At 67.9% G+C, this 22,973-nt stretch carries 20 protein-coding genes and 1 pseudogene; 7 read left to right on the top strand and 14 right to left on the bottom strand.

Translation table 11 applies throughout. The features are described from left to right. Nucleotides 1-545 (top strand): hypothetical protein (locus IF29_RS48330; RefSeq protein WP_332262574.1); only part of this gene is annotated, 545 nt, incomplete at its 5' end. A 303-nt stretch (nucleotides 546-848) separates the two neighbouring features. Here the strand turns inward: IF29_RS48330 and IF29_RS0140140 are convergent. From IF29_RS0140140 to IF29_RS0140130, 3 genes are all read right to left on the bottom strand, one after another. After that, the gene (locus tag IF29_RS0140140; RefSeq protein WP_030267107.1) at nucleotides 849-1,790 is read right to left on the bottom strand and encodes an ADP-ribosylglycohydrolase family protein; all 942 of its coding nucleotides are present in this window, start codon (nucleotides 1,788-1,790) and stop codon (nucleotides 849-851) included. A gap of 61 nt (nucleotides 1,791-1,851) precedes the next feature. Then, nucleotides 1,852-2,382: an HAD domain-containing protein gene (locus tag IF29_RS0140135; protein ID WP_030267104.1), complete on the bottom strand. Its 531-nt coding sequence runs from the start codon at nucleotides 2,380-2,382 to the stop codon at nucleotides 1,852-1,854. 25 nt (nucleotides 2,383-2,407) lie between these two features. Continuing rightward, nucleotides 2,408-3,163, bottom strand: coding sequence for a DUF6928 family protein (locus IF29_RS0140130; RefSeq protein WP_030267100.1), 756 nt, complete (start codon nucleotides 3,161-3,163; stop codon nucleotides 2,408-2,410). Nucleotides 3,164-4,519: 1,356 nt separating this feature from the next. On the opposite strand from IF29_RS0140130, the gene IF29_RS46650 reads away from it, so the two are divergent. Continuing rightward, the gene (locus IF29_RS46650; protein WP_157624184.1) at nucleotides 4,520-5,017 is read left to right on the top strand and encodes a hypothetical protein; all 498 of its coding nucleotides are present in this window, start codon (nucleotides 4,520-4,522) and stop codon (nucleotides 5,015-5,017) included. A gap of 644 nt (nucleotides 5,018-5,661) precedes the next feature. Here the strand turns inward: IF29_RS46650 and IF29_RS0140115 are convergent. Further along, nucleotides 5,662-6,186 carry a GNAT family N-acetyltransferase gene (locus IF29_RS0140115; protein ID WP_030267093.1) on the bottom strand — a complete coding sequence of 175 codons (525 nt, stop codon included), beginning with the start codon at nucleotides 6,184-6,186 and terminating at the stop codon, nucleotides 5,662-5,664. Between the two features lie 240 nt (nucleotides 6,187-6,426). Continuing rightward, a complete protein-coding gene (locus tag IF29_RS48320) occupies nucleotides 6,427-6,621 on the bottom strand; it encodes a hypothetical protein (protein WP_232242864.1) in 195 nt (64 codons plus the stop codon). A gap of 766 nt (nucleotides 6,622-7,387) precedes the next feature. Between IF29_RS48320 and IF29_RS0140110 the strand changes: the two genes are divergently transcribed. After that, nucleotides 7,388-7,657 carry a DUF6966 domain-containing protein gene (locus IF29_RS0140110; RefSeq protein ID WP_157624183.1) on the top strand — a complete coding sequence of 90 codons (270 nt, stop codon included), beginning with the start codon at nucleotides 7,388-7,390 and terminating at the stop codon, nucleotides 7,655-7,657. Nucleotides 7,658-8,457: 800 nt separating this feature from the next. Next, nucleotides 8,458-8,970, top strand: coding sequence for a P-loop nucleotide/nucleoside kinase family protein (locus IF29_RS0140105; protein ID WP_030267088.1), 513 nt, complete (start codon nucleotides 8,458-8,460; stop codon nucleotides 8,968-8,970). Between the two features lie 42 nt (nucleotides 8,971-9,012). Here IF29_RS0140105 and IF29_RS0140100 read toward each other — a convergent pair whose 3' ends face one another. Then, on the bottom strand, nucleotides 9,013-9,405 hold the full coding sequence (locus IF29_RS0140100) for a hypothetical protein (RefSeq protein WP_030267087.1): 393 nt from the start codon (nucleotides 9,403-9,405) through the stop codon (nucleotides 9,013-9,015). Nucleotides 9,406-9,492: 87 nt separating this feature from the next. Between IF29_RS0140100 and IF29_RS0140095 the strand changes: the two genes are divergently transcribed. Next, on the top strand, nucleotides 9,493-9,936 hold the full coding sequence (locus tag IF29_RS0140095) for a MarR family winged helix-turn-helix transcriptional regulator (RefSeq protein WP_030267083.1): 444 nt from the start codon (nucleotides 9,493-9,495) through the stop codon (nucleotides 9,934-9,936). Nucleotides 9,937-9,997: 61 nt separating this feature from the next. Here IF29_RS0140095 and IF29_RS0140090 read toward each other — a convergent pair whose 3' ends face one another. Further along, nucleotides 9,998-10,846, bottom strand: a complete 849-nt coding sequence (locus IF29_RS0140090; protein WP_030267082.1) for an SAM-dependent methyltransferase — start codon at nucleotides 10,844-10,846, stop codon at nucleotides 9,998-10,000. A gap of 225 nt (nucleotides 10,847-11,071) precedes the next feature. Between IF29_RS0140090 and IF29_RS0140085 the strand changes: the two genes are divergently transcribed. Next, nucleotides 11,072-11,557, top strand: a complete 486-nt coding sequence (locus tag IF29_RS0140085) for a pyridoxamine 5'-phosphate oxidase family protein (protein ID WP_030267079.1) — start codon at nucleotides 11,072-11,074, stop codon at nucleotides 11,555-11,557. Nucleotides 11,558-11,613: 56 nt separating this feature from the next. Here the strand turns inward: IF29_RS0140085 and IF29_RS0140080 are convergent, their stop codons facing one another. From IF29_RS0140080 to IF29_RS42905, 3 genes are all read right to left on the bottom strand, one after another. Next, nucleotides 11,614-13,173 carry an MFS transporter gene (locus IF29_RS0140080; RefSeq protein WP_030267075.1) on the bottom strand — a complete coding sequence of 520 codons (1,560 nt, stop codon included), beginning with the start codon at nucleotides 13,171-13,173 and terminating at the stop codon, nucleotides 11,614-11,616. Continuing rightward, the gene (locus tag IF29_RS44240) at nucleotides 13,170-13,889 is read right to left on the bottom strand and encodes an LppX_LprAFG lipoprotein (protein ID WP_084715534.1); all 720 of its coding nucleotides are present in this window, start codon (nucleotides 13,887-13,889) and stop codon (nucleotides 13,170-13,172) included. The genes IF29_RS0140080 and IF29_RS44240 overlap by 4 nt, the downstream gene beginning before the upstream one ends. A 145-nt stretch (nucleotides 13,890-14,034) precedes the next feature. Beyond that, nucleotides 14,035-15,666 (bottom strand): hypothetical protein, encoded by a 1,632-nt coding sequence (locus IF29_RS42905; RefSeq protein ID WP_198037686.1) that lies wholly within the window; start codon nucleotides 15,664-15,666, stop codon nucleotides 14,035-14,037. Nucleotides 15,667-15,934: 268 nt separating this feature from the next. Between IF29_RS42905 and IF29_RS0140065 the strand changes: the two genes are divergently transcribed. Next, a complete protein-coding gene (locus IF29_RS0140065) occupies nucleotides 15,935-18,733 on the top strand; it encodes a right-handed parallel beta-helix repeat-containing protein (RefSeq protein ID WP_051726660.1) in 2,799 nt (932 codons plus the stop codon). 67 nt (nucleotides 18,734-18,800) lie between these two features. On the opposite strand, the gene IF29_RS0140060 is transcribed toward IF29_RS0140065, so the two are convergent. The 4 genes and pseudogenes from IF29_RS0140060 to IF29_RS49240 form a co-directional block, all read right to left on the bottom strand. Next, entirely contained in the window at nucleotides 18,801-20,714 is a 1,914-nt protein-coding gene (locus IF29_RS0140060; protein ID WP_030267064.1) for a PD40 domain-containing protein, read from the bottom strand. A gap of 398 nt (nucleotides 20,715-21,112) precedes the next feature. Then, nucleotides 21,113-21,904, bottom strand: a complete 792-nt coding sequence (locus IF29_RS0140055; protein WP_030267061.1) for an ABC transporter permease — start codon at nucleotides 21,902-21,904, stop codon at nucleotides 21,113-21,115. Further along, entirely contained in the window at nucleotides 21,901-22,851 is a 951-nt protein-coding gene (locus IF29_RS0140050) for an ATP-binding cassette domain-containing protein (RefSeq protein ID WP_030267058.1), read from the bottom strand. Before IF29_RS0140050 ends, IF29_RS0140055 begins: the two co-directional genes overlap by 4 nt. Nucleotides 22,852-22,863: 12 nt before the next feature. Then, nucleotides 22,864-22,973, bottom strand: a pseudogene (locus IF29_RS49240) (DUF4097 family beta strand repeat-containing protein); the annotation flags it as partial.

Below are 22,973 nucleotides of genomic sequence, written 5' to 3'. Positions count from 1 at the left end.
AGCCGATGGCCGTTCAACTATGCGCGCTCCCAACCGATCCGGTGACAAACCCCCGGATCAGGTGGAAACCCGTACACCACTCCCCAGGACGCAACCGGGCAACGTGCCATCTCGACGATGGAGTCAGCAAGTACCGCACGGTGCCCAGTTATCTGACAGATGCGTTGGGGGATCTCGTTGCTGGCGCAGGTGGCCTCTACACATCCGACGCTGTTCAGAGGTTCTCCTTCGAACTGGAACCGCAGGAGCTGAGGTGGGTGCTACGACGGGAAGGAGCACTCGCCGAGGTGACGATCTACTCATTTCCGGACTCGACTGCGAGCTATGCGCTTCCTGACACTGCTGGGACGATCAGGTGGGCTTCCAAGCCAGCAAGGAGTGTCTTCGCGCATGCGGTCGTGGAGGCCGCTCAAGCCGTCCTGGTTCAGCACGGTGAGGAGGGCTACAGAGAGAAGTGGATAGAGCACCCCTTCCCGACTGCCGCACTCCAAGACTTGCTGCGACTGCACCTGAGTGAAGATGACTGCGAGCTCGTGCACTCCTAGGACGTGCCCCAGCAGTTCGCATCGTCGAGCGCCAGATTGCGTGCCCTACGCGTGCCCTAAGGGGCAGAGTCGGGCGGTAAATCACGGTGAAACCGACGCCTGTGCAACCAACGGGGCAGCCTTCATGGCTGGGTCGAACGAGCAGGTCAGGGCTGGTCTGGCATGGTCATCGGTGCAATGCTTCCCAAGCTCAGAGCACGAGTTCGATTCTCGTCACCCGCTCCAACGCAAAGCCCCCAGGCCAACACCCTGGGGGCTCGCTCATTGGCTAGATCAACTTCGAGGCCCCGCACCACAGCCGAACTACTCGACCGGCTCAGTCTCCAGGCGTGCGGCGAGTCCTGCGAGGTCGGCGAAGCCCAGTTCCCGGCCGCCGGATCCCGGCAGGAGGACATGGAGTGGGTGTGTCCAAGGCGCGGGTATGGCGTCCAGCCCGTACACCGCGCCGGCGAGGCCGCCGGTGACGGCGGCGACGGTGTCGGTGTCGCCGCCGAGGTCCACGGCGGTGCGGAGGGCGGCGTCGAAGGAGGCGGTGGTGCGCAGGGCCCAGACGGCGGAGCCGAGGCAGGGCCAGACGGCGCCGTTGAACTCGGTGGCCTGGTCGGGGTGCCAGTCGGGGTGGAGGACGATGGCGTAGCGCTCGCGCTGGTCCGGGTCGATGAGGGGCAGGATGTCGGGCGGGGCGGTGAGGGGGTCTCCGCCCTCCAGGGCGATCCTGACGAGTTCGTGGAAGATCGCGGTGCCTTCCCAGGCGGCGGGGTCGCCGTGGGTGAGGGCGGCGATGCGGCGGGCCGCGTCCATGGTGGCCTGCTGTCCGGCGCGGGCGAAGTAGACGGCGGAGGTGGTGGCCCGCATCAGGGACCCGTTGCCGGCGGCGAGGTGGTTGGTCTGGAAGTGGATGGCGGCGGCTAGGTTCCAGGGGTCACCGCTGGTGAGGACGGTCTCCGTCTGGAGGCCGATGTCCATGGGGTCGTCGGTGGCCCAGCGCTGGAAGCGGTCGAAGATGTCCGGCAGGTCCAGGCCGCCGCGTTCGAGCAGGGACTCAGCGAGGTGGACGGCCATCTGGGTGTCGTCGGTGGCCTCGCCAGGCTCCCAGCTGCCGCCTCCGCACATCTCGTTGTCGGGGTCCGGTTGCGGGAAGCGCGTGGAGAAGGTGCGCTCCCTGCTGAACTCAAAAGGCGCGCCGAGCGCGTCACCGACCGCCGAGCCGACGACGGCACCTGTCACCCGCTGGTTGCGATCCATGGCGGCAGCCTAGATGCGGTGGGCAGGGGGCGGCATGGGGGTTTCTGACACAGGCCGGTGTTCAGTGTGGGCCGAGCGTGGCGGCCCATGCGGCGAGCGCGGTGAAGTCGTCCGGCAGCAGGCCGCAGCTGGGGTCGATGCGTCGCAGCAGGCTGGGGCCGGGGTGCCGGGCGGCTGCCCAGGCACGGTCCGCGTCGGTAATCTCGTCGTCCACCCAGGCGAACGGGCGGCCAGCTGCATAGGCCAGCAGCGGGCGCGTCTTCCAGTGCAGTGCGCCAAACTCGTCGTCGTACGAGGGGTCTGGCCAGTCCACCACCGGAAGCTGCGGCAGTCCGAGCCGGGGCGCGACGCACTCGTTGGCGTCGGCCATCCAGGTTGTTGCCCACACCAGCTCATACGGCAGAGCCGCCAGGAGCGGGCCGAGCGCCGGGTCGATTCTGGCCAGGAGTGGGTTCGCGCTGAGGCCCCGTAGTTCGGGCGGGGTCTGGTAAATCGGATACCCGTCCGGGAGTTGCTCCAGTGTCGCCCCGAAGGGGATGAGCGGTCCGTCGACGTCGAGGAAGAGCAGTGGGGGCTGCGTTGGGCTGGTCACGGCTGCACGGTAGCCGTTCAGCGGTCTACGTGCCGTCGGACGTGATGATTGAGCCGTCGGGATTGAAGCGGAGGATCCGAGGTGGGCCCATGGATTTCACGGCCCGTTCGAGAGCGGCTCGCGTCATTGCTGGATCGGGGGCGTGGGGGTCGGTCACCCGGTAGCCGTTCAGTGGGACGATGTGCGGGTCCACGTCGTTTGGGTGCGGCCAGCCCTCCAGGATGAATCCGGCCAAGGCGCGCAAGGCGTCTTCGCCGAGTTCGAGGGGATGGAACGGCAACGGATACGGCTCCTCATCCTCCCAATCGGGATCGAGTTCCACCGGGTGCTTACCGGCCCAGTACGGCGCTTCGAACGCGTAAGGCGTACCGATGTTCTCCACGATTCCGCTGTCGGGGGACAGGCTGAGCGAACGGACGAGCCGGCCGTCCTCCCAGGCCGCGAAGGTGAGTGCGTCCACCACGCTGTGCATGGCGTGCAGGACGAGTCTCCGACCGGCGCTCGCCTTGACAAGGTGAGTGGGCAACTCGGACGGGAGGTAGTCCATCCACTGGCGATCGCAGATGACCTCCACGTCCTCAAAGGCGGCCAGGTAGGAGACTCCATCGGGTGGGTAGGTCCCGTCGCCGAGGGTGCTGCTGTCTGCGGACTGAATTTCCCAGCCCGGGTAGACGCGGGCAAGAAGTTCGGCCGTGCGGCGGTCGTCCACCGTTGTCGCTCGCCGCAGGGCGTCGGCCGCCGCACCGTGCGAATAGATCAGCAACCCCGTTTTCGCGCCCATGAACTACGCCTTCCCCCAGGAGACTCACGCGCAGCCGCACGTGTTAGCCACAAGCTATCGAGTAGGGCTGACAGCCAGGGGCGCCCCTTCCGTATTGACCCTCCCTGAAGCTCGGCCCACCACCTGCGCACCGGTAGGAGCGATACGCAGGAGGCAACAGTAGCCATGGCCGACCCCTGCTCGCGGGGATGTGGTGGAGGCTATATCGCCCTGACTTGGGGAAATACGGTCAAGGATCTTGGGATTCACAAGCTCGGAGCGCGAGTTCGATTCTCGTCACCCGCTCCAGCGCCAGGGCCCCTGCGGCCTCATCGTCAGTCAGTGGAGTGAGTATAGCCAAGGCTGGGATTTCTAGGCGCCGTAATTCAGCCATGGGATCGGGGCATCTTTCATTCGGGCTGGAAAGCCTGACCAGTCATCGAGGGCGCCCTGCATCAAACTTTCCAATTGGGACTTCCCCTTCTCCTTGAGGACGTCTTGCAGGCACGCACAATCAGCAAGCTTTCGCTTGTTGACGAAGCAGACGTAGATTCCAGCTACCTGCAGCCCTCGTGCTGCCGCAGAGAGCTTTGCGTCGATGGGCAAGGGGATTCTGCGTGCCAGCTCGTAAGCGAAGACTCGTTCGATTGGCGATCGCCCCAAGAGGCCGAATATCCCACCGGCCGTTTGCCCAATTGCGCGGTGCAGCCTTTCCTTTTTGTCGAGAATATTGCGGGCGAGTTCGGCGATATCATCGCAATTTCTTCTCCGATGATGCTTGGCCAGAGCCTTCCAGGTCTCATCGGAGACATAGCTTGTAGCACGGTCTGCGATAGTTGCAGCGCCGCCGGTGCTAAGCAGATCGACGCAGAGGGCAGCAGCGTATTCCTGCCCCCGGCGATCAGGAGCGGCCCTGCCCGGTTGCCTAGGAGTGGCGGGAATTGTAGTTCTTCGTTGAGCGATTACCCGAGGTGCGCGTGGCTGTGTTGGAGTACGTCGAGGCACACGTTTAACTGGCGTATTGATGCGACCCGCAGGTCTCCCGAGGTGCTGATAGCACCTTGTGTCAGGCCTGGTTACGTGCCTCTTGCAAAGAGTGCCGTCCTCGGTCTGTGCCCGGCATTTGTAGACCATCTTGTGAGTGTGGGCCGTGTACTGCTGTCCGGCAATGGGTTCTATTCAGCCAATGCGGCGAGCTTGTTAATTCGAGCCAAGTCGATAGCTCTCTGTGTGCCACAGCGGAGCGTGGCCAGATATGGGGGGAACGATGATGCAGGTGGGGCGGACCTTGGGAGGATTCCCCTTGACCATCATCCCTGGGGTTCAGGCTTGACCCTGCGGTAGCCTGCCGCTGGCGCAAGGTACAGGGGGGAAGGCGTGGCATCTACTAGTGACCTTGAGGGTTGGTTTGGTCCCGGCCGTGGCTACTCGGGAGCCGACGCCTGGGAGGAACTGGAGGCAGCAAGCGGGCCGTTGCCAGCCGAGTACAAGGAGTTCGTGGCAGCGTATGGGCCGGGCGTCGTTGGGAAATTCTTGAGCGTGCTGCATCCGTGTTCTTCAAGGCTGGGCATGTTCGGGACCATCGGACAGATGGCTCCGCTGTATCAGGAACTTGTGCCGGAGGCGATCCCGTACGACGTGTTCCCCATGGAAGGGGGCATGGTGCAGTGGGCCCACACGGTGGAGGCCGACGCTTGCTTCCTGGTGCCTGGAACTGAGGGCACTTGGCGCATAGGAGTCTGGTTCCGTCAGTGGGCGCAGTGGGAGGAGTACGACGACAGTGTCCCGGACTGGCTAACCCGTCAGGTTGCCGGCAGTCTGGTCATCCCAGGGCTGCCGCTGAGGATTCATGGTGGCTTCGTGCCGATGGAGTGACGAGGACACTCGTGCCCCAACAGACGGTTCCGGGCGGTAAACCACGGTGAAACCGAGGCATGCCCAAGCAGCGGAATCACCGCCCCGGTGACGCCGAAGGAGCAGGTCAGGACCCATATGCCAAGGTCATCGGGCCAATGCTTCCCAAGCTCAGAGCGCGAGTTCGATTCTCGTCACCCGCTCCACGCAAAACCCCCATGCCAGTGGCACGGGGGTTTGTTATCTAGACCAATTCAGGCGTCGCGCACCAGATGCCTTCCCGCCCCGATCTGGCGGCGACGTATGGCGGATCTTCCGCACCGCATCGTCGATGCCCGACGCGATTTTCTGGTCCCGCTCCGCCGTCGCGTGCTGGTAGATCATCGCGGCCCGGACCGAGGACTGCCCCATCCGCGCCATCAACTCCTTGAGGCTCGCACCGGTCGCCGCAACGAGGGTGTTGCCCGTGTGCCGGAGATCGTAGAACCGGAAGACGGGCAGCCCCGCCTTGTCGCGCGCCTTGCGCTAGATCCGACCGAAGGACGAGCGCCGGAACGCACCATCACCTGGACACCAGGGGCAAGGCTGCTCCACCGAGGTGTGGGACGACGGCAGACGGGATGGCAGCGGGGAGGGTTGTGGTTTCCGTGGAGGCTACTGCGACCTTAGCTCGACAGGGCGGAGTCAGTGAGATTGAGTCGCCAGTCGTTGCTGCACATAAAGGTGCCGCTGCCAGTCGGGTACTCGAAGTCGCACACGCCACGGAGGGTGAAGCCAAGGCGGCGACAGAGGGCGTTGGAGGAGGCGTTCTCGACCGAGGGGAAGGCGTGCAGGCCTCGGATGACTGACCGGCGGGTGGCGTCACGCACAACGGCAATCAGGGAGGAGCCAGCAGCGGCAGCGATGCCACGGCCCTGGTAGGGCGGTAGGACGTTCCAGCCAGTCTCGTAGATTCGCTCGCCCTGCCAGTCACGGAGCTGGTAATAGATACTGCCAACCATCTCGTCACCACTCACCACAGCGAACATGCAACCACGGCCGGTCCCCGGCATGGAGAGGTAGCGACGGTGCCGGTCAAGCAGCTTCTCCTCCGATTCTGGGCCACCGACGTGGAGACGCATCTGCGGGGTGTTGATCTGCCGCAGGAGGCCGACTGCGGATTCCGACCAAGGCTGAAGATGCACGTCCATGCACGGCAGCCTGCCAGGCCCCAGGGCGATCTAGCATCCCAATTTCAGCGCGATCAGCCCAATGAGCGAGCCTTGCGGCCCCCAGTTCATGCCCCACCTGGCCCGGCTCGAACACGGCTGGCCCCCTCCACAACGGATCGGCGCTTAGATGTCGTCGTGCCGAATCGACGCAGGTCGACAAGAGTCGAGTGCCGCATCAAGCAACCTTTACCCTGCGTTGGCTGACACGGACCCGGGCCGTCAGTCATTGCGGGTCAGGATCGCTTTCTCAACGAGATGCACCGGCTCGAATCCGACCGCGGTCAACTGCCCGTTTGTGACCATTGCTCCGGCGCGTTCGTGCAGGGCCACGACGGGCCGACGGGCCTCTCTCGCCCAGTTCTGCGCACGTGAGGTCAGAGCATAGCTGAGGTCGCTACCTGCTTTGATTTCCAAGCCCAGAGCGCGACTTCGGGGCCCTTGATCATCTGAGCGCCACCCTGCAATATTTGCGTGTGAGCAATCGGCGTGACTCCTGGCTGGGCTATATGAGCATCTTCATGATGTTCGCCACGAATGCCGTCCTGCACCACTTCAGTGACGCATGGTCGTGGTTCGTGCCTCAGCTCATCGCGAGTCTCGCTGTTGGCCTCACCGCCCGGATGCTACTAGCAACCGCCCTACGCGCCAGGGACCGTGGGCGCGCCTCACGACCTCAGGATGAGTGACTAACTGCGTGACAACCGCAGCTCGCAGCGGCGGACGACTACGGACACTCTCGAACCGTCAGCACAGGTGGGAGATACAGCCACCTCTGTTCGAGGGGTTGTCCGAATTGCTTCGGGACGAAGAGGTCACGGTCCCAAGCCGTCGCGGCCTCCAGCAGCAGGAGCATCGTGTACCCCGCCGGCACGTGAGAGGGGTGGGTTTGAAGCTACACGAAGCCCCGGAGCGCTCGGCTCGGGAGCCGCTTCTGAGCCACCCCTCTTGATCGCGGTGCACCTCAATGAGGTTCCAGTCCGACCCAACGGCGATGAGGCTAGACCAGCTCACCGACAATGCTGGGTCCGTGCCAGCAGTGCAGCAGCGAAGTACCGCAACCGTGGCGATCGTCGCTGACCTCAGTCAACTCCAGTGGGCTGCTTGACCAGGACGAGAGACCTCAGCGACCGAACTGCCGGTAGTTCGCATCGAGGGGTACCGCGCGATGGATACTGGCTCGGTGGCGAACTCTGCATCAGGTCTGATGATCAAGCTGGACGAATTCATGCAGGCCCTCACGGAATGCGGGTTCCAGGGTTGGGCTGACTGGATGGAGCTCGCCAAGGGTGAGATCGCAGCAGGGGACCTCCACGGGATCGAGAGAGTACTCGGAGCGTACGGAGGCATGGGAAGCATCAGCGATCTTCCCCTCGCCTACGATCACCGCGTCATGGTGCTGAGCGCCGAGGTGCACAGTCTTGCTTCGTGGATGAACTCGGGCCGCCGTTGAGCGGCAGATCTCGTGCCCTACGCGTGCCCTAACGGGCGGAGGCGGGCGGTGAATCACGGTGAAACCGGCGTCTGTCCGACCAGTGGGGTGAACCCTCATGGCTGGGTCGAACGAGCAGGTCAGGGCTGCTCTGGCATGGTCATCGGCGCAATGCTTCCCAAGCTCAGAGCGCAAGTTCGATTCTCGTCACCCGCTCCACGCAAAACCCCTGGCCAGCGGCCCGGGGGTTTTGTTATCTAGACCAACTTCAGGAATCGCACCGCTTGCGCACCAGTAGGAGCGGTCGGTCGGGGGCAGCGACGGGCGCCCTCGGAGCATCGTGGTCACGGTCCTGGTGGTGGTAGCAGTTGGCGTAGTAGACGGCTCGGGGCTCCCCGTCTGCGTAGATATGACACCAAGCGCGCTCTATGGGCTCTTTGCAGCAGGCGCATTCAAAGGTTCGAGTGTGCCGCTCAGGGCCAAAGGTCAGTTGCATGGCGCACATCTTGGCGCATTGGGGGACCGTCGGGGCTGTCGGATACAGTCGGGGCATGTGCTGCTGTGCCGTGAACATCCGAACCGCCGCCCCGCGGCGGTACTGAGGCTGCCGTAGCTGCGGCCTCCTTCACCTGCCCCTTCTTCCAAGGAGGGGGTACCGCCGGATCGGTGTCCCGCCGACAGCCGTGCGCGCATTGCCCTGTGCTGTCGGGCCGTCCTGCCTGACCAGGGAAGTCATGTCACAGTCACAGCAACTCAGTTCAGCCTGCCGAGCACCGTTCCCGGCCCCGTCCACCGTGGGAACCGTCGCCACCCTGTTCCTGATGGTCGGGCTGCCCGGAGCCGGGAAGACCACCCGGGCCGCAGAACTCGCCGCCGCACACCCCGCGCTGCGGCTGACCCCCGACCACTGGATGGTGCCGCTGTTCGGGGATTCGATGGCCGACGGCAAGCGCTGGGTGCTCGAAGGCCGCCTCATCTCGCTCGCGCTGCAGGCGCTACGGCTGGGAACCAGCGTCGTGCTGGACTACGGGCTCTGGGGCCGGGACGAACGCTCGGCACTGCGCTGGCTGGCCCGGTCGGCCGGTGCGGCGTGCCGGACGGTGTACCTGCCCGTGGACAAGGACGTCCAACTCGCCCGTATCGCAGACCGTCAGGCGACGACGCCCGATCGGACCTTCCCGATGAGCGAGGCCGACGTGGACGCGTGGCGCGAGCAGTTCCAGGCCCCCGATGCTGCCGAACTCAACAGCGGCGAGATTCCCCCTCCGCCGCCGGGTTGGCCCGGCTGGCCGGAGTGGGCAGCGGACCACTGGCCCTCGTGCACCGAGAGTTGATTTCTCCATCTCCCCTTTGCGGCTCAACTCCCGGCCGGGTGGTCAGCGTGCGCTGCCGAGGCCGCGGTCGGCTGCGGTGCCCTGGAGCATGAGCGTGGTCTCCTCGATCCGGTTGAAGCGGCCGTCGGGGGCCATCTCGGCGAAGACGTAGACCTCCATGCGCACGGTGTCGCCGTCCTGCTTAGTGACCTCGACCGTGTGGCGGTCGGCGTAGGTCGCGCCGTCGCACAGCTCGTCGTGGACCTGGACGGAGCCTGCGGCCACGACGGTCCGCAGGTGTTCGATGTGGTCGACGAAACCGGCGCGGTCGGCCCACTCGCCATCGGTGCGCTGGCGGAAGTCCGGGGTGAAGTGGCGCTCGGTGGCCTGCTCCACGGTCAAGGCCGGGTTGAACAGCAGGTCGGTCAGAGCGGTGTGGATGTCGGTGCGGTGCATGGCGATCCCTCCTAAATGCGTGCGCCGCGCACGCTTCACTCTGACTGTAGCACCGGATGCGTGCGTCACGCACGCTATTGTTGGGGCATGGAGAACCCCGTAGGACACGAGATCGCAGATGCCCTGGGCGTCCTGCTCGGGCGCAACACACGCGCCCGACTGCAGCGGGCGCTCACAGTGGGCATGGGCGAAGCCGTGGACGAGCTGACCTACCCGATCCTCAGCGCCCTGGCCAGGACCGGCCCCCGCAGCGCCGCCGACCTGGCCCCGGACGCCGGGCTGGACCGCTCCGTGGTGACCCGCCGCGCATCGCAGCTGGAACAGGCCGGGCTGCTGCGGCGTGAACCCGACCCCCACGACCGGCGCGCCACCCTGCTGGTGCTGACCGATGAGGGCCGCACCGCCGTGGGAGAACTGCGCCGACGCCTGGCCGCCGCCATCACCGAGAGCCTCACCGCCTGGCCGCCCGGCGAGGCCGAGACCTTCGCCCGCCACCTGCACCGCTTCGTCACCGAAGGCCCCTTCAGCTGACTGCCGCCGGCCGATCCCAGCGGGGCCGCCCAGCGCACGGGGTGCGCGAGGTGCGCGGTGGTCAGTGCTTGGTGGCGACGGCTCCGTACCAGGTGATGTCCTGGGGGCGGGCCCGGCGGTCGAGGTCGTTGTCCGGGCGCCAGCGGTTGACCAGTTGCAGCCCTGGCTCGGCGAGTTCCAGGCCGTCGAAGAAGCGGAGCACCTGCGCTGCGGTGCGCAGGTGCAGGTTCACACCGGAGGCCCGGTAGGCGCGGAGCGCTTCGGCGCCGGCCTCGTCGGAGAAGTCCTCGGTGCCGTGGGTGAGGATCAGCCTGCTGCCGCTGGGGCAGGCGGCCAGGAGTTCGGACATCAGGCCGTAGGGGTCCTCCTCGTCGCCGACGAAGTGCAGGACGGCGACGAGCATCAGGCACACCGGCTGGTCCAGGTCCAGGACCTTCAGCAGGGAGGGGTGCCCGAGTATGGTGGCGGGCTCGCGGATGTCCGCGTCGATGTAGGCGGTCCGCCCCTGCGGCGCGCTGACCAGCAGGGCACGTGCGTGCGCCAGGACCATCGGGTCGTTGTCCACGTACACGACCCGTGACTGCGGGGCAGCGGCCTGGGCGACCTCGTGGGTGTTCGGCGAGGTGGGGATGCCGGTGCCGAGGTCCAGGAACTGACGGATGCCCTGGGAGGCGACGAAGTCGACCGCCCGGCACATGAAGCGACGGTTGGCCTGGGCGGCCAGGGCCAGGCTCGGCCGCAGCGCGAGCACCTGCTCGGCGGCTTCACGGTCGGCGGGGAAGTTGTCCTTGCCGCCGATGAAGTAGTCGTAGATCCGAGCGCTGTGGGCGATGTCGGTGCGCATCGGCGACGGGGACTCCCAGTCCGCCCCCACCTGCATCCAACCGTCCGACCGCGAGCCCTCCGCCATGGCCTTCCCTCCCGGATGACACGACCTCAGCGGTCATGCTAGGTCAGATGATTGACGGAGGGACGCACATTCGTTCACTTGTTCAGCGCGGGCCGTGCGCGGCGGACCGTGTGGTCGGGTGGGGCGGGACTACGGTGGGCCAGGGGACGGGGATTCGTGGTGTTGTCTCCGTTCCGGGGACAGATCGGGCAAGAGCGGCTGCGCGACAGTGGAGGACGACGAGTGATGGAACCCGAGCAGATCGCACAGGAGCTGGCCGACGCCCACGAGTTGTTGGGCCAGGCGTCGATGGCGCGGTTGGCGTACATCGGACTGGACGGGCGGCCTCGCGTCGTCCCGATCGGGATCTTCTGGACCGGTGACGAGATCGTCATGGCCACCGCGGCCACGGCGCCCAAGGTGGAGGCGCTGTCGGCGCGGCCCGAGGTCGCCCTGACCATCGACGCCGGCGACAGTCCCGGTTCGGCGAAGACGCTGTCGGTGCGCGGCGTCGTGCACCTCACCATCGTGGACGGGGTGGTGCCGGAGTACCTCGCGGCCGCGCGGAAGAACTTCGACGCCGAGTACGCGGCCGAGTTCGAGCGGAACTGCCGGGCCATGTACGACCGGATGGCGCGCATCGCGGTCGAGCCGCAGTGGGCACGCTTCTACGACTTCGGTGCCGGCCGAATGCCGCAGTTCCTCGCCGACCTCGCCAGGAAGCTGGGCTGACGGCGTCGCCACGGGGACTGTGAGCGCGTGAACCAGGCGGAGCCTGTGCTCTGCTTTCAGCCCGACGGCTCGACCGTCCCGGCCGGGCCGGGGGGTATCGGCCTTCGGCCTTCGGTCGAACTGGACAGTCCCAGTGCGCATACGGCGCCCAGCGCGCAGACCACGGCCGTCACCCGGAAGATGTCGCTGTACTCGGTGTGCAGTGCCACGCGCAGCGCGTGCTGGTAGGCCGGCCAGGCCTTCGCGAAGGTGCTGGTGCCGGGGATCGGCATGTCGAGGTGGGCCGTCAGCGTCTGGAAGCGGTGCAGTCCCCAGGCCGAGAGTGCGGCCACGCCGACCAGCATGCCGATGGTCCGGGAGATCACCGCTGCGGCCGAGGCCGTCGTGTGCTGGCCGGGATCCGTCGAGTCCAGCACCGCCCCGGCCACCGGCGCGATCACCAGGCCCAGGCCAAGACCGGCGATCACGAGGTCGGTCTGTGCCAGCGGCAGCGGGCCGAGACGGGCGGTCAGGGCCGCCAGGGGCCAGGCCGCGATCAGGAAGTAGCCCCCGGCCGCCACGGCCATGCCGACCGCGGCCACCACCGAGTGGCCCAGCCGACGTCCGGCCAGGCCGCCGATGACGGCACCGACCGGCAGCGCCGTCAGGAACCACATCAGCAGCAGTGCGCCGCCCACCGAGCTCCTGCCCAGCAGCGACTGGGCCACCAACTCCCCGTCCACCAGTGTGACCAGCAGCGCCACACCGGCGCAGAAGCTCGTCGCCATCGCTGCGGCGAAGGGGCGCCGCCGCATCCGCCGGGTGTCGATCAGGCGCGTCCGGCTGCGGCGCTCCCACAGCACGAAGGCCGCCAGCGCCACCGCGCTGCCGAGCAGCAGCGGCAGGCCCCAGCTCGGCAGCACCGACTTCTGCGGATCCTGGTTGTCCAGGGCCGCCACCAGCAGCGCCAGCGCCACCGCGAGCAGAGCGCCGCCGACCAGGTCGGTGCGCCGGCGCCCGGTCGGCCCGCCCTGCTCGGGCGACGCCGTGGCGGGCACGGTGAACTCCATCACCACCGCCGCGACCAGCACCAGCGGGACGTTGACCCAGAACACCCCGCGCCAGCCCGTGAGCGCCGCGATGCCGGCCCCGTACAGCGGGCCCAGCACGCTCCCGAGTTCCTGCGCGGCTCCCACCGAGCCGAGCGCCACGGGTCTTGCCCGGCCCTGGAACAGACGCCCGGCCAGGGCGAGCGTGACAGGCAGCAGCGCACCCGCCGCGGCACCCTGCAACAGCCGTCCAGCGACCAGAAGTTGGAGGCTGTGCGCGCTCGCGGTGAGCGCCGAGCCGGCCGCGAAGACGACCAGGCAGGACTGGAGCACCCGCCGCGGCCCGAACCGGTCCGCGCTCTGCCCCAGCAGCGGCATGGCAGCGACATAGCCGAGCAGGTACGCGGTGACGATCGGCGTGGCCCGCTCCAGATGGTTCAGCGGGATGCCCAGGTCATTGGTGATCGAGTTCAGCAGGGTGACGATGACGTACATGTCCAGCGACCCGAGCAGCGTGACCACTCCGGTGACGCCGAGGACGGCGTGCCGCCCCGTGAGCGGCGCCGTCCCGGTGTCGACTGCGGTCACGACGATGGAGCGGTGATCGTGGCAGGCGCGTCGAAATCGGAGAACGAGGCGGTCACCGAGCCGCTGCCCCCCGATGTCGTCTCCACCGGGAACGCGACCTTCACGAGCCGCGACGAGGACACCGTCAGCCAGAGATCGCCCTCCTCGCTCTTCGAGTCCCCGGGAACCAGCGTGGCCAGCACCGGCTGCGCCAGCAGCGCCTTCACGTGGTAGACCGACTGCCCGTCCAGGGTCTCCCGGTCCAGCGTCCGGGCGCCCGTCGCCGTCTGCAGCAGCTTCACGACCCCCTTGTTCGGGTCCAGGATCGCCTCGGGGTCGTAGACCGCGGTGGCGACCTGGAGCGGGACCTTGCTGTAGCCGCCGGTCGCGCCCTTGATGTAGGCGGTGGAGCCGACGATGACGAAGTTGATCTCCACCAGGGCACCGGCCTCCGACACGGACGCGCTGCCCTGTGCGTTCCCGGCCCGGGTCAGCTGGCCGGTGGCACTGCGCAGGGCGAGGCCGGCGATCTGGCCGCTCGCGTTGATCGAGAACCGCACCGACTGCACCGCGGTCATCGCCGTCGCACCACTGCTCAGCAACTGCGTGGCAGCCGGGAGGTTGCTGGTCTCCTTGCCGGCACTGCCGTTGCCGCTCCCGCTGCCGCCACTGGAGCAGGCGGAGAGCGGGAGCGCGATTACGGCCATGGCGGCCGCTAGGGCCCGGGGGTTTCGCATAGTCGGATGCTAGACGTCGGGCGAGGTCGGCGGCAGAGGTTCCAGGGCACAACAAGCGACTAACTGACGGTGTATCACTTGGCGGAGCCGCCGGCCCCGGCGAATTCCTTCGCCGGGGCCGGCAGCCGCTTCGGCCGGGAACGGATCAGTTGTTCTTGTAGACGCCGAAGATGTCGATGATCAGGTCGTTGCTCATCGGCGACTGGTTCCAGAAGTCCACGACGCCGGTGGTGCCGGTGCTCGCCTGCACCATGTTGGGCACGCTCTGGCCCTTCTGGAAGTTGAGCGTGGAGCTGCCCGGCGCCTTCTGCTGCGCATTGAAGGTGCCCTTCTGGTACGAGGCCCAGGTGTTGATGTCCGGGGCCACGGCCAGGTACCCGGCAGCCTTCGCCGTCGGCACGGTCACATTGAGGACCACCGCGGCGGCGTTGGCGTCGACCCACTCCCAGAACGGATAGAGGTCGTAGTAGTAGGGCTGCATCAGGTTCTCGACGTTCGGGTTGCTCAGGTCCCGGGTGTCCATCAGCCGGGTCGGCTGGAGCGGCTCGAAGGCGCCCGTGCCGCTGACGCTGTAGTAGCCGGTCACGTCCACGACCGCATCGGCCTTGGTGCTGCCGGCGATGCGGATCTTGCCGTCCGCGCCGACCGGTACCACGACCGCGTTGGCGATGTTCTGTCCGGGGCCGAAGTTGACGTTGGACGCGGTGGGCATGGCCGCCCCGTCCGGGTAGGCGGTCAGGTAGCCGCCGGTGGCCTCGTTGGTGGCTGTGACGTTCAGAGCGACCGCGGTCACCCCGGAGGCGGGCATGCCGGCCTTGCCCGCGATCTGCACCGCGATCGACCCGCCCGCGGTGAGCTGCGCCTTCGGCGCGCCCAGACCCGAGCGGGTGTCCACCAGCCGCGAAGGCGCCACCGTGGTGTAGCCCGAGGCCGCGGTCTGGCTGAAGTAGCCGTCGATGTCGGCGATGAGGTCGACCGTGCCGCTGCTGTGGTTGTACAGGTCGACGTAGCCGCTGGTACCCACAGGCACCACGGACAGGTTGGGCACCGTCTGGCCCTTGACGAAGTTGACGTTCGAGCTGCTGGAGGACCCCCCGTCCGGATAGGCGGTGATGTATCCCGCGCTGGAGGGGTTGGTGACCGTCAGGTTCAGTACCGCGGCGCTGGCTGTGGCGGAGATCCCGCCATTGCTGTCGATCTTCACCCGGACCATGCTGTTGGGTTTGATCGGCCCGATGGGGCCGCCGGTGCCGTGGCGGGTGTCCAGCAGCCGGGTGGGGCCGTAGGCCGTGTAGTCGTTGCCGGCCAGCAGCACGGTCACGGTCTTCACCACGGTGGAGACACCGTCGGTCACGCTGAGGCTGAGCTTGTGCTCGCCCACCGTGCTGAAGGTCTGCCTGAGCACGATGGTGCCGTCGCCGGCCTCGGTGACCGCGGCCGAGGGCACGCCGTCCCAGGTCGGAGTGGCGCTGACGGCGCCGGCCGAACCGGACACGCTCACATTGAGTGCGGCGTCGTACAGACCCTTGTTGTCACCGCCGGTGACGCTGACCGACAGCGTCGAGGCAGCGGCTGAACGGCCGGTGACGCCGGCCCGGGTGGTGCCCGGCACCAGGATCTGGTGCGTCAGCGGCTGCATCGTCGCGGGGGCGCCCGCGGCAACGGCTGCGGCCACCGGCGCGGCGTGCGCGCCGCCCGCCGCCTCGGCCGTGCCGGAGACCATGAGCAGGCCGGCCGCGCAGCACGCGGCCAGGGTTATCGGAGTTCGAGAGGACACGGTGCTCCCGGGGAGAAGAAGACTTCTGTGCCGTAGCGGCGGCTCAGGGTACCGACGGGCTCACAGCGTTCTCACACGACCCCCGTGGTCGCGGAAACGATCTTCATCACGACGCCCACTGATCCGAGTACTCGGCCGAGGGGGCCGCCCGGTATCGCCGCTCAGGTGTTCTATAGCATGCGCACAGCCTGTTGGGCTCCTGAGCTGCAACTACCCCGTGACCTGGTGTGCGGGGCGTACTGGGGGAATCATGCATTCAGTCCGGCGTGTGGCGGCTCTTGCCGCGACGGCGGTCGCGGCGGCCCTGCTGGTCGCCCCGGCCGCCCGTGCCAGTTCGGTGGACGACAGCGGCACGCTGTATGTGGGCATGGCCCACTGCAGTGACACCGACCCGGCCGCGGGCAGCCAGGCAGTGCCGTTCTGCGGTGTCCAGGCGGCCGCCGACGTCGTGGATCCGGGCCAGACGATCCTGCTGGAGGGGCCGCCCAGCGGGACCACCTATGCGCCGTACTACGGCCCGGTCACGCTCAGTCGCTCGGGGACGTCAGCGGCCCCCATCACGGTCACCGCGCAGCCCGGTGCCGCCATCCATGGGACCCTCACGCTGTCCGGTGCGCACTACGTCGATGTCACCGGGATCGACCTCTTCAACAGTGATGCCGGGGACGGCATCACGGTGAGCGGCAGCAGCAACGTCGTGCTCGACCGGGACACCGTGGAGATGGAGAAGCTTCTCAAGGACGAGGGCAGCGGCCCCCTCGGCCAGACGGGGGTCAGCATCGACGGTGGCTCCTCGACGGTGACCGTGTCCCGGAGCGAGATCGACGCCTCCTTCGGCTACGGGATCCAGGTCGGTGCGGGGGCGAGCGGCGTCACCCTGACGACGAATGCCCTCTACGGTGCGGACGCGGGCGGTGTCGAGGCCGAAGGCGTCCCGGACCTGAAGGTCACCAGCAACACCGTCTACCAGAGCTGCGGCGCGGCCATCGCCCTCCTGGACGGGACCTCGGCGTCCGTCGAGAACAACGTCGGGGGCTGGTTCTCCTGCACCGCGGACCCCGGCTACACCCACCCTCCGACCGGGCCGTCCCTGCTGGTCGACGCCGCTTCGGCGGCGGGCGTGACCAGCGACTACAACGCGTTCACCAACAGCTCCGCCGGCATCGCCCCGTACTCCTGGGCAGGTGTCCAGTACTCCACGGTGAGCGGCCTGGTGGCCGGTACGGGGCAGGGCGCGCACGACATCTACGGGGCGCTCGGGGACACCGGCCTCGGTCTCACCGCGTCGTCGCCCCTGATCGATTCGGCCGACTCCGGCGCCGCGGGTGAGCTCGCCGGCGACAGCAGGGGCAATCCACGGGTGGACGATCCCAAGGTCGGCAACACGGGCACCGGTGCCAACGCCTACTACGACCGCGGCGCCTTCGAGCTCGAGGACAGCTTCCGTTACGTACCCAACGGTGACTACCCCGCACTGACCGGGGTGGCGACCGTACCGCTCGACGTCGAGCCGGGCACCGCGCCGAACTCCCTGTGGGGCGAGAAGCTCACGACGACCGCGGACTTCGGCGACGGCAGCGCCACGCAGACCGTGCCGGCCGGCACCAGCATCATGCACACGTACCAGCAGCCCGGGACGTATGCGGGCCGGATCACCATCACCAACGCGGACGGCTACTCGGAGACCCGTGCGGAATCGGTGACCGTACTTCCGGTCACCGCGCCGGTGACCATCACCGCGGTGCCGCAGCTGAACTCGGCCAGTGGTTCCGGGACGGTGCTCTTCTCCGTCGGCGGGCTCACCGGGGCGCCACTGTCGAACAACTGGGTCATCGAGACCGGTGACGGCGGGTCGGTCCAGTCGAACCAGGTCGGCGGCGCCTACTACACCTACACCCGGCCGGGCAGCTACACGGCCACCATCTCGGGCACCGACGCGCACGGCCGCTCCATCACCGGCAGCGGCAAGGTCGTCGTGGGTGATGAGTACCAGCCTCTCGCGGGCGGTCCGAAGCGCGACTACGACAGCCGCACGCACGGCCGTGACTCGGTCCCCGCGCACGGTTGGATCAGCGTCGCGGTGTCCTCCCTGCACGTTCCGCTGTACACCCAGGACGCGGTGCTCCTCAACGTCACGGTGACCGACCCCGAGGCGGCCGGATATGTGACCGTCTACCAGGACCACACCGCCATGCCCGGTACGTCCAATGTGAACTTCGCCGCGGGCGAGACCGTGGCGAACCAGGTCACGGTCACTGACGGACAGTTGTACGTGGACTTCTACAACGGCAGCAGCAAGCCGATCGACCTGGTGGTGGACACGGTCGGGACGTTCTCCAACAATGCCCGCGGTCTCCTCTACCACCCGGTCGGACCGGTGCGGGTGCTGGACACCCGGACCGGCAAGCAGGTCGCCGGCCGCGGGACGACCAGCGTCAAGCTGGCAGGCACCCACGGGATCCCCTCGAACGCGTCGGCCGTGGTCCTCAATGTGACGGCCGCCGACGCCCGCAGCGCAGGCTTCCTGACGGCCTTCGGCACCGGGCAGCCGCTGCCGGGGGTGTCGAACTCCAACTGGTCGACCGGGCAGGTCGTTCCGGCACTGGTCACGGTGCCGTTGACGAACGGTGCGGTGTCGCTGCACAACGGCGGAGCCGGCGCCGTCGACTTCATCGCCGACCTGGTCGGCTACTACGACAGCAGCAGCACCGGTGCGGTGTTCATCCACAACGCGCCGGTCCGCCTGCTCGACACCCGCAGCGGTACCGGTGCGCCGAAGCAGCAGCTGGGCGCGGGGCAGACGCTGCGGCTGCGGATCGGCACGGCCGTCGCTGCCGCGCTCAACCTGACCGTGACCGGGAGCAGGGGCGGCGGCTACCTCACCGCGTTCCCCGACGGCACGTCGCTGCCCACGTCGTCCGACCTCAACTACACCGCAGGCCAGACGGTGGCGAACATGACGGTCACGCCGGTCGGACCGGACGGCTATGTCGACATCCACAACGGCGGCGGAACGCCGGTCTCCGTGATGGCGGACCTGTCGGGGACGTACTACAGCTACGGCTGAACCTGCATGGCGGTGCCGAAGCCGACCCGCCGCGGCGGAGGAATCCGCTGCGGCGGGCCGGACGGAGTCAGCCGCCGTAGTAGCCGAAGACGTCGGCGATCACGCCGACACTGCCGGAACTGGTGACGCCGAAGTTGAGCTTCCCGTTGACCAGGCGCACCGTCACCAGGTTGGGGATGGTCTCGCCGGTCGTCCAGTTGAGGTTGGACGCGGTCGGCTTGGCCGTGCCGTTCGGATAGACCGTCAGGTATCCGCCGGCCTTGGGGCCGGTCACGGTGACGTTGAGCACCACCGCGGTCGCGCCGGCCGGGACGGTCGAGCCGTTCACGGTCAGGGTACGGGTGGAGTTCGCCGGGACGGCGCCGCTGCCGACCGCGTCCATCAGCCGGGTCGGGGCGGTGCTGTGGAAGGCGGAGCCACCGGTGCTGAAGTAACCGAGCACGTCGGCGATCAGATCGACGCTGCCGCTGCCGGAGGTGGCCAGGTCGACCTTGCCGTCGGCGCCGACCGGGACCACCACATGGTTGGGGATGGTCTCGCCCGCGGTCCAGTTGATGTTGGATGCGGTCGGCTTGGCCTTCCCGTCCGGGTAGACGGTCACATAGCCGCCGGCCTTGGTGTCCGTCGCGGTGACGTTGAGCACCACCGCCGAGACGCCTCCGGCGGGGAGGCCGCCCTTGCCCGCGACCTGGAGCGCGACCGTTCCGTTGGCGCGGACCGGTGTTTTGGTGGCAACGCCGATGGCGGCGCGGGTGTCCAGCAGACGCGCTGGTCCGGCCGCGGTGAAGCCGGTCCCGGTGCTGTTCGAGGTGTAGTAGCCGGAGATGTCGGCGACCACCTGGGTGCTGCCGGGGCTGTGGTTGGCGAAGTCGATCTCGCCGTCCGCACCCACCGGAACGATCACCTGATTCGCGATGGTCAGGCCTTTGGTCCAGTTGAGGTTCGAAGAGCCGGGGCTCGCTGTCCCCTCCGGGTAGAGGGTCAGGTAGCCACTGGCGGTGGGGCCGGTGACGGTGACGTTCAGCACCACGGCGCTGACCCCCGTGCTCGGCACTCCGTTGGCGCCCTCGACCGCCAACGGCAGGATCCCGCCTGCGGCGAGCGCGCCGGCGGCGGGAACCCCGGTGCCGGCACGGGTGTCCAGCACACGAGTCGGACCGGTGGCGTGGAAGGTGGAGGCCGCGCCCGGTGAGGTCGCCCGGGTGGGCTGCTGCGTCACCCAGGCAAGGCCGTTGGGGATGACCGTGTCGGTCTTCGTCGCCAGTGTCAGGTGATGGCCCACCGTCGCCTGGGGGGTGGTGCCGGGGTTGGCGTTGTAGTCCATCCCCAGGCCGTCCGGTGTCCACTTGGGATAGGTGTGGTTGGTCGAGCCGCCGGTCACCTGCAGGGCGGACCCCGTACCGTCCGCGGCCTGGGTGAAGATCTGGTCGTAGCCACCCACGGCCCGGACGAACGCGACCGTCGAACCGTCGGGCGAGAGGTTCGGCTGTCGGCCGTCCGCGATGAGCAGCCCGGCGGTGTGGTTGCCGTGATCGGTCCAGATGTCCGTCGCGCCATTCGCATCGTGCTCGAACAGAACGGCTCCGGTCGCCGTGGACACCGTGGGATAGGAGTCGTCGCCGCCGGTTGCCGACGCGAACCAGGGTTTCATGTCGCTCGCGGGAGGAAGCCCCGTCGGCGCCACATAGGTTGACGGGATGTATCCCAACTGCTGAGCGTCACCCCAGACCGCGATGTTGCCCACAATGAAGTCGGCCCCGTCGGGTGTGTACGTGGGAGTCGAGTCCATACCCCAGTCGACACACACCGTGTTGGTGCCGCTCGGTGTGTAGGTGCACATCGCCGGTCCCGGGGACGACGTGAAGATGATGCGCTTGCCGTCGGGGGACCAGGCCGGATTCTGACCGTCGTCCTGGCCGCCCCCGGGCGCGGTGTCGACCAGGCGGGAACCGTCCGGGTTCTCGGTCGAGGTCGTGGGCATGCCGTTGACGAACTTGGTCCCTGCCAGCAGCCCCGGGGCAGTTGACGGCGCAGCCGACTCCGGGGACACCGCCCGAGCGGTAGGAGCCGCCAGCGCTGAGAATCCGATGGCGACCACCGAAGCGGCCGCAAGGTGTGCAATTCGCCTCAAGTTTATTCGATTCATCCCAACTCGCCTGACTGGAAAGGTATGCACGGCATGATCGTAGATCAAAGGCGATACACAGGTTTGGACTGCGGCACCTTTCCGGAAAAGCAAGAAAACGCGAGCGGAACCGGACGGGTCCGTTGCCCGGAGTCGGGGCACGCCGACGGGGGCGGCGTGCCCCGACGCGGTGTCGGTGTACGCCGCCCCCGGGGCGGGTCGGTTGCGGGTGGTTGCCCGCGCCGGCATGGCGGTTACTTCGGGTCGCGGTTGAAGAGGGAGGTCGACCAGCGGTAGCCGAGGACGGAGAGTCCGAAGCACCAGAGGATCGAGATCCACCAGTTGTTGCCGATGCCGGTGCCCAGCAGCAGGCCGCGCAGGGTTTCGATGGTGGGGGTGAAGGGCTGGTACTCGGCGATGGGCCGGAACCAGCCGGGCATGGTGTCGGTGGGGATGAAGGCGCTGGAGATGAGGGGCAGCAGGATCAGCGGCATCGCGCTGTTGCTGGCGGCCTCGGCGTTGGGGCTGGCCATGCCCATCCCGACCGCGATCCAGGTCAGGGCCAGGGAGAACAGGGCCAGCAGCCCGAGGGCGGCCAACCACTCCAGGGCGGTGGCGTCGTGGGAGCGGAAGCCGATGGCCACCGCGACGGCGCCGACCAGGACCAGGCTGGCCAGCACCTGCAGCACGCTGCCGACGACGTGTCCGATGATCACGGAGCCGCGGTGGATGGCCATGGTGCGGAAGCGGGCGATCAGGCCCTCGTTCATGTCGGTGGCCACGGACACCGCCGCTCCGATGACGGTGCTGCCGATGGTCATCATCAGGATGCCGGGGACGATGTAGGCGATGTACTGGGCGCGGTCGGCGTGGCCGCCGGCGATGCCCGCGCTCATCACGTCGCCGAAGATGTAGACGAACAGCAGCAGCAGCATGATCGGGGTGAGCAGCAGGTTCAGGGTCAGTGAGGGGTAGCGGCGGGCGTGCAGCAGGTTGCGGCGCAGCATGGTGCCGGAGTCGCGGGCGGCCAGGGTCAGGGTGCTCATCGCACGGTCTCCTTGGAGGTGTCGGTGCTGGTGAGGGCGAAGAAGACGTCGTCGAGGTCGGGGGTGTGCACGGTCAGTTCGTCGGCGTGGATGTCGGCGGTGTCCAACTGGTCCAGCAGGGTGCGCAGTTGGTGCTGGCTGCCGTCGTTGGGGATCTGCAGGGTCAGGGCCTGGTCGTCGGTGGTGGCGTGGGGCAGGGTGTCGGTGGCGCGCTGGTAGGCGGCGGGGTCGGTGAAGCGCAGGCGGACATGGCCGCCGGGGACGATGCGCTTCAGCTGTTCGGCGGTGCCCTGGGCGGCGATCCTGCCGTTGTTGAGCACGGCGATGTGGTCGGCCAGTTCGTCGGCCTCCTCCAGGTACTGGGTGGTGAGGAGGACGGTGACGCCGTCGGCGACCAGTTCGCGGATGATGGCCCACATGGTGTGGCGGCTGCGCGGGTCCAGGCCGGTGGTGGGTTCGTCCAGGAAGATGATCCGTGGGTTGCCCACCAGGGTCATGGCGATGTCCAGGCGGCGCTTCATGCCGCCGGAGTAGCTGGACACCGGCTTGTTCGCGGCCTCCACCAGGTCGAAACGCTCCAGCAGTTCGGCCGCGGTGCGTCGGCCCTCGGCCCGTGGGAGGTGGTGCAGGTCCGCCATCAGCAGCATGTTCTCCGTACCGGTGATCAGCCCGTCCACGGCGGAGAACTGACCGGTCACACCGATCGCAGCGCGTATCGACTGGGGGGTGGTGGCCAGGTCGTGGCCGCCGATGCGGATGTCGCCGGTGCCCGGGTCGGGGGTGATCAGCGTGGACAGGATCTTCACGGCGGTGGTCTTGCCGGCGCCGTTCGGGCCGAGCAGGGCGAAGACCGTTCCTTCGGGGACGGCCAGGTCGATGCCGTCGAGGACGACCTTGTCGTCGTACGACTTGCGCAGCCCGTTCGCCGCGATGGCCAGGTTGGTCATGATCGGTGCTCCTCAGAGGCTGCGGGCGGTGATGTCGCCGTGGGAGGTGGTGGCCTGGATGGTCAGTGCGGTGGTGCCGTCGTTCTTCAGGGAGTTGTGGACGCGGCCGTGGCCGGTGCCGG

The sequence above is a fragment of the Streptacidiphilus jeojiense genome (assembly GCF_000719095.1).
In the GTDB taxonomy this organism is placed as follows: domain Bacteria; phylum Actinomycetota; class Actinomycetes; order Streptomycetales; family Streptomycetaceae; genus Streptacidiphilus; species Streptacidiphilus jeojiensis.
The sequence above is the reverse complement of the archived record's forward strand: the minus strand, read 5'-3'. Positions and strand labels throughout refer to the sequence as shown.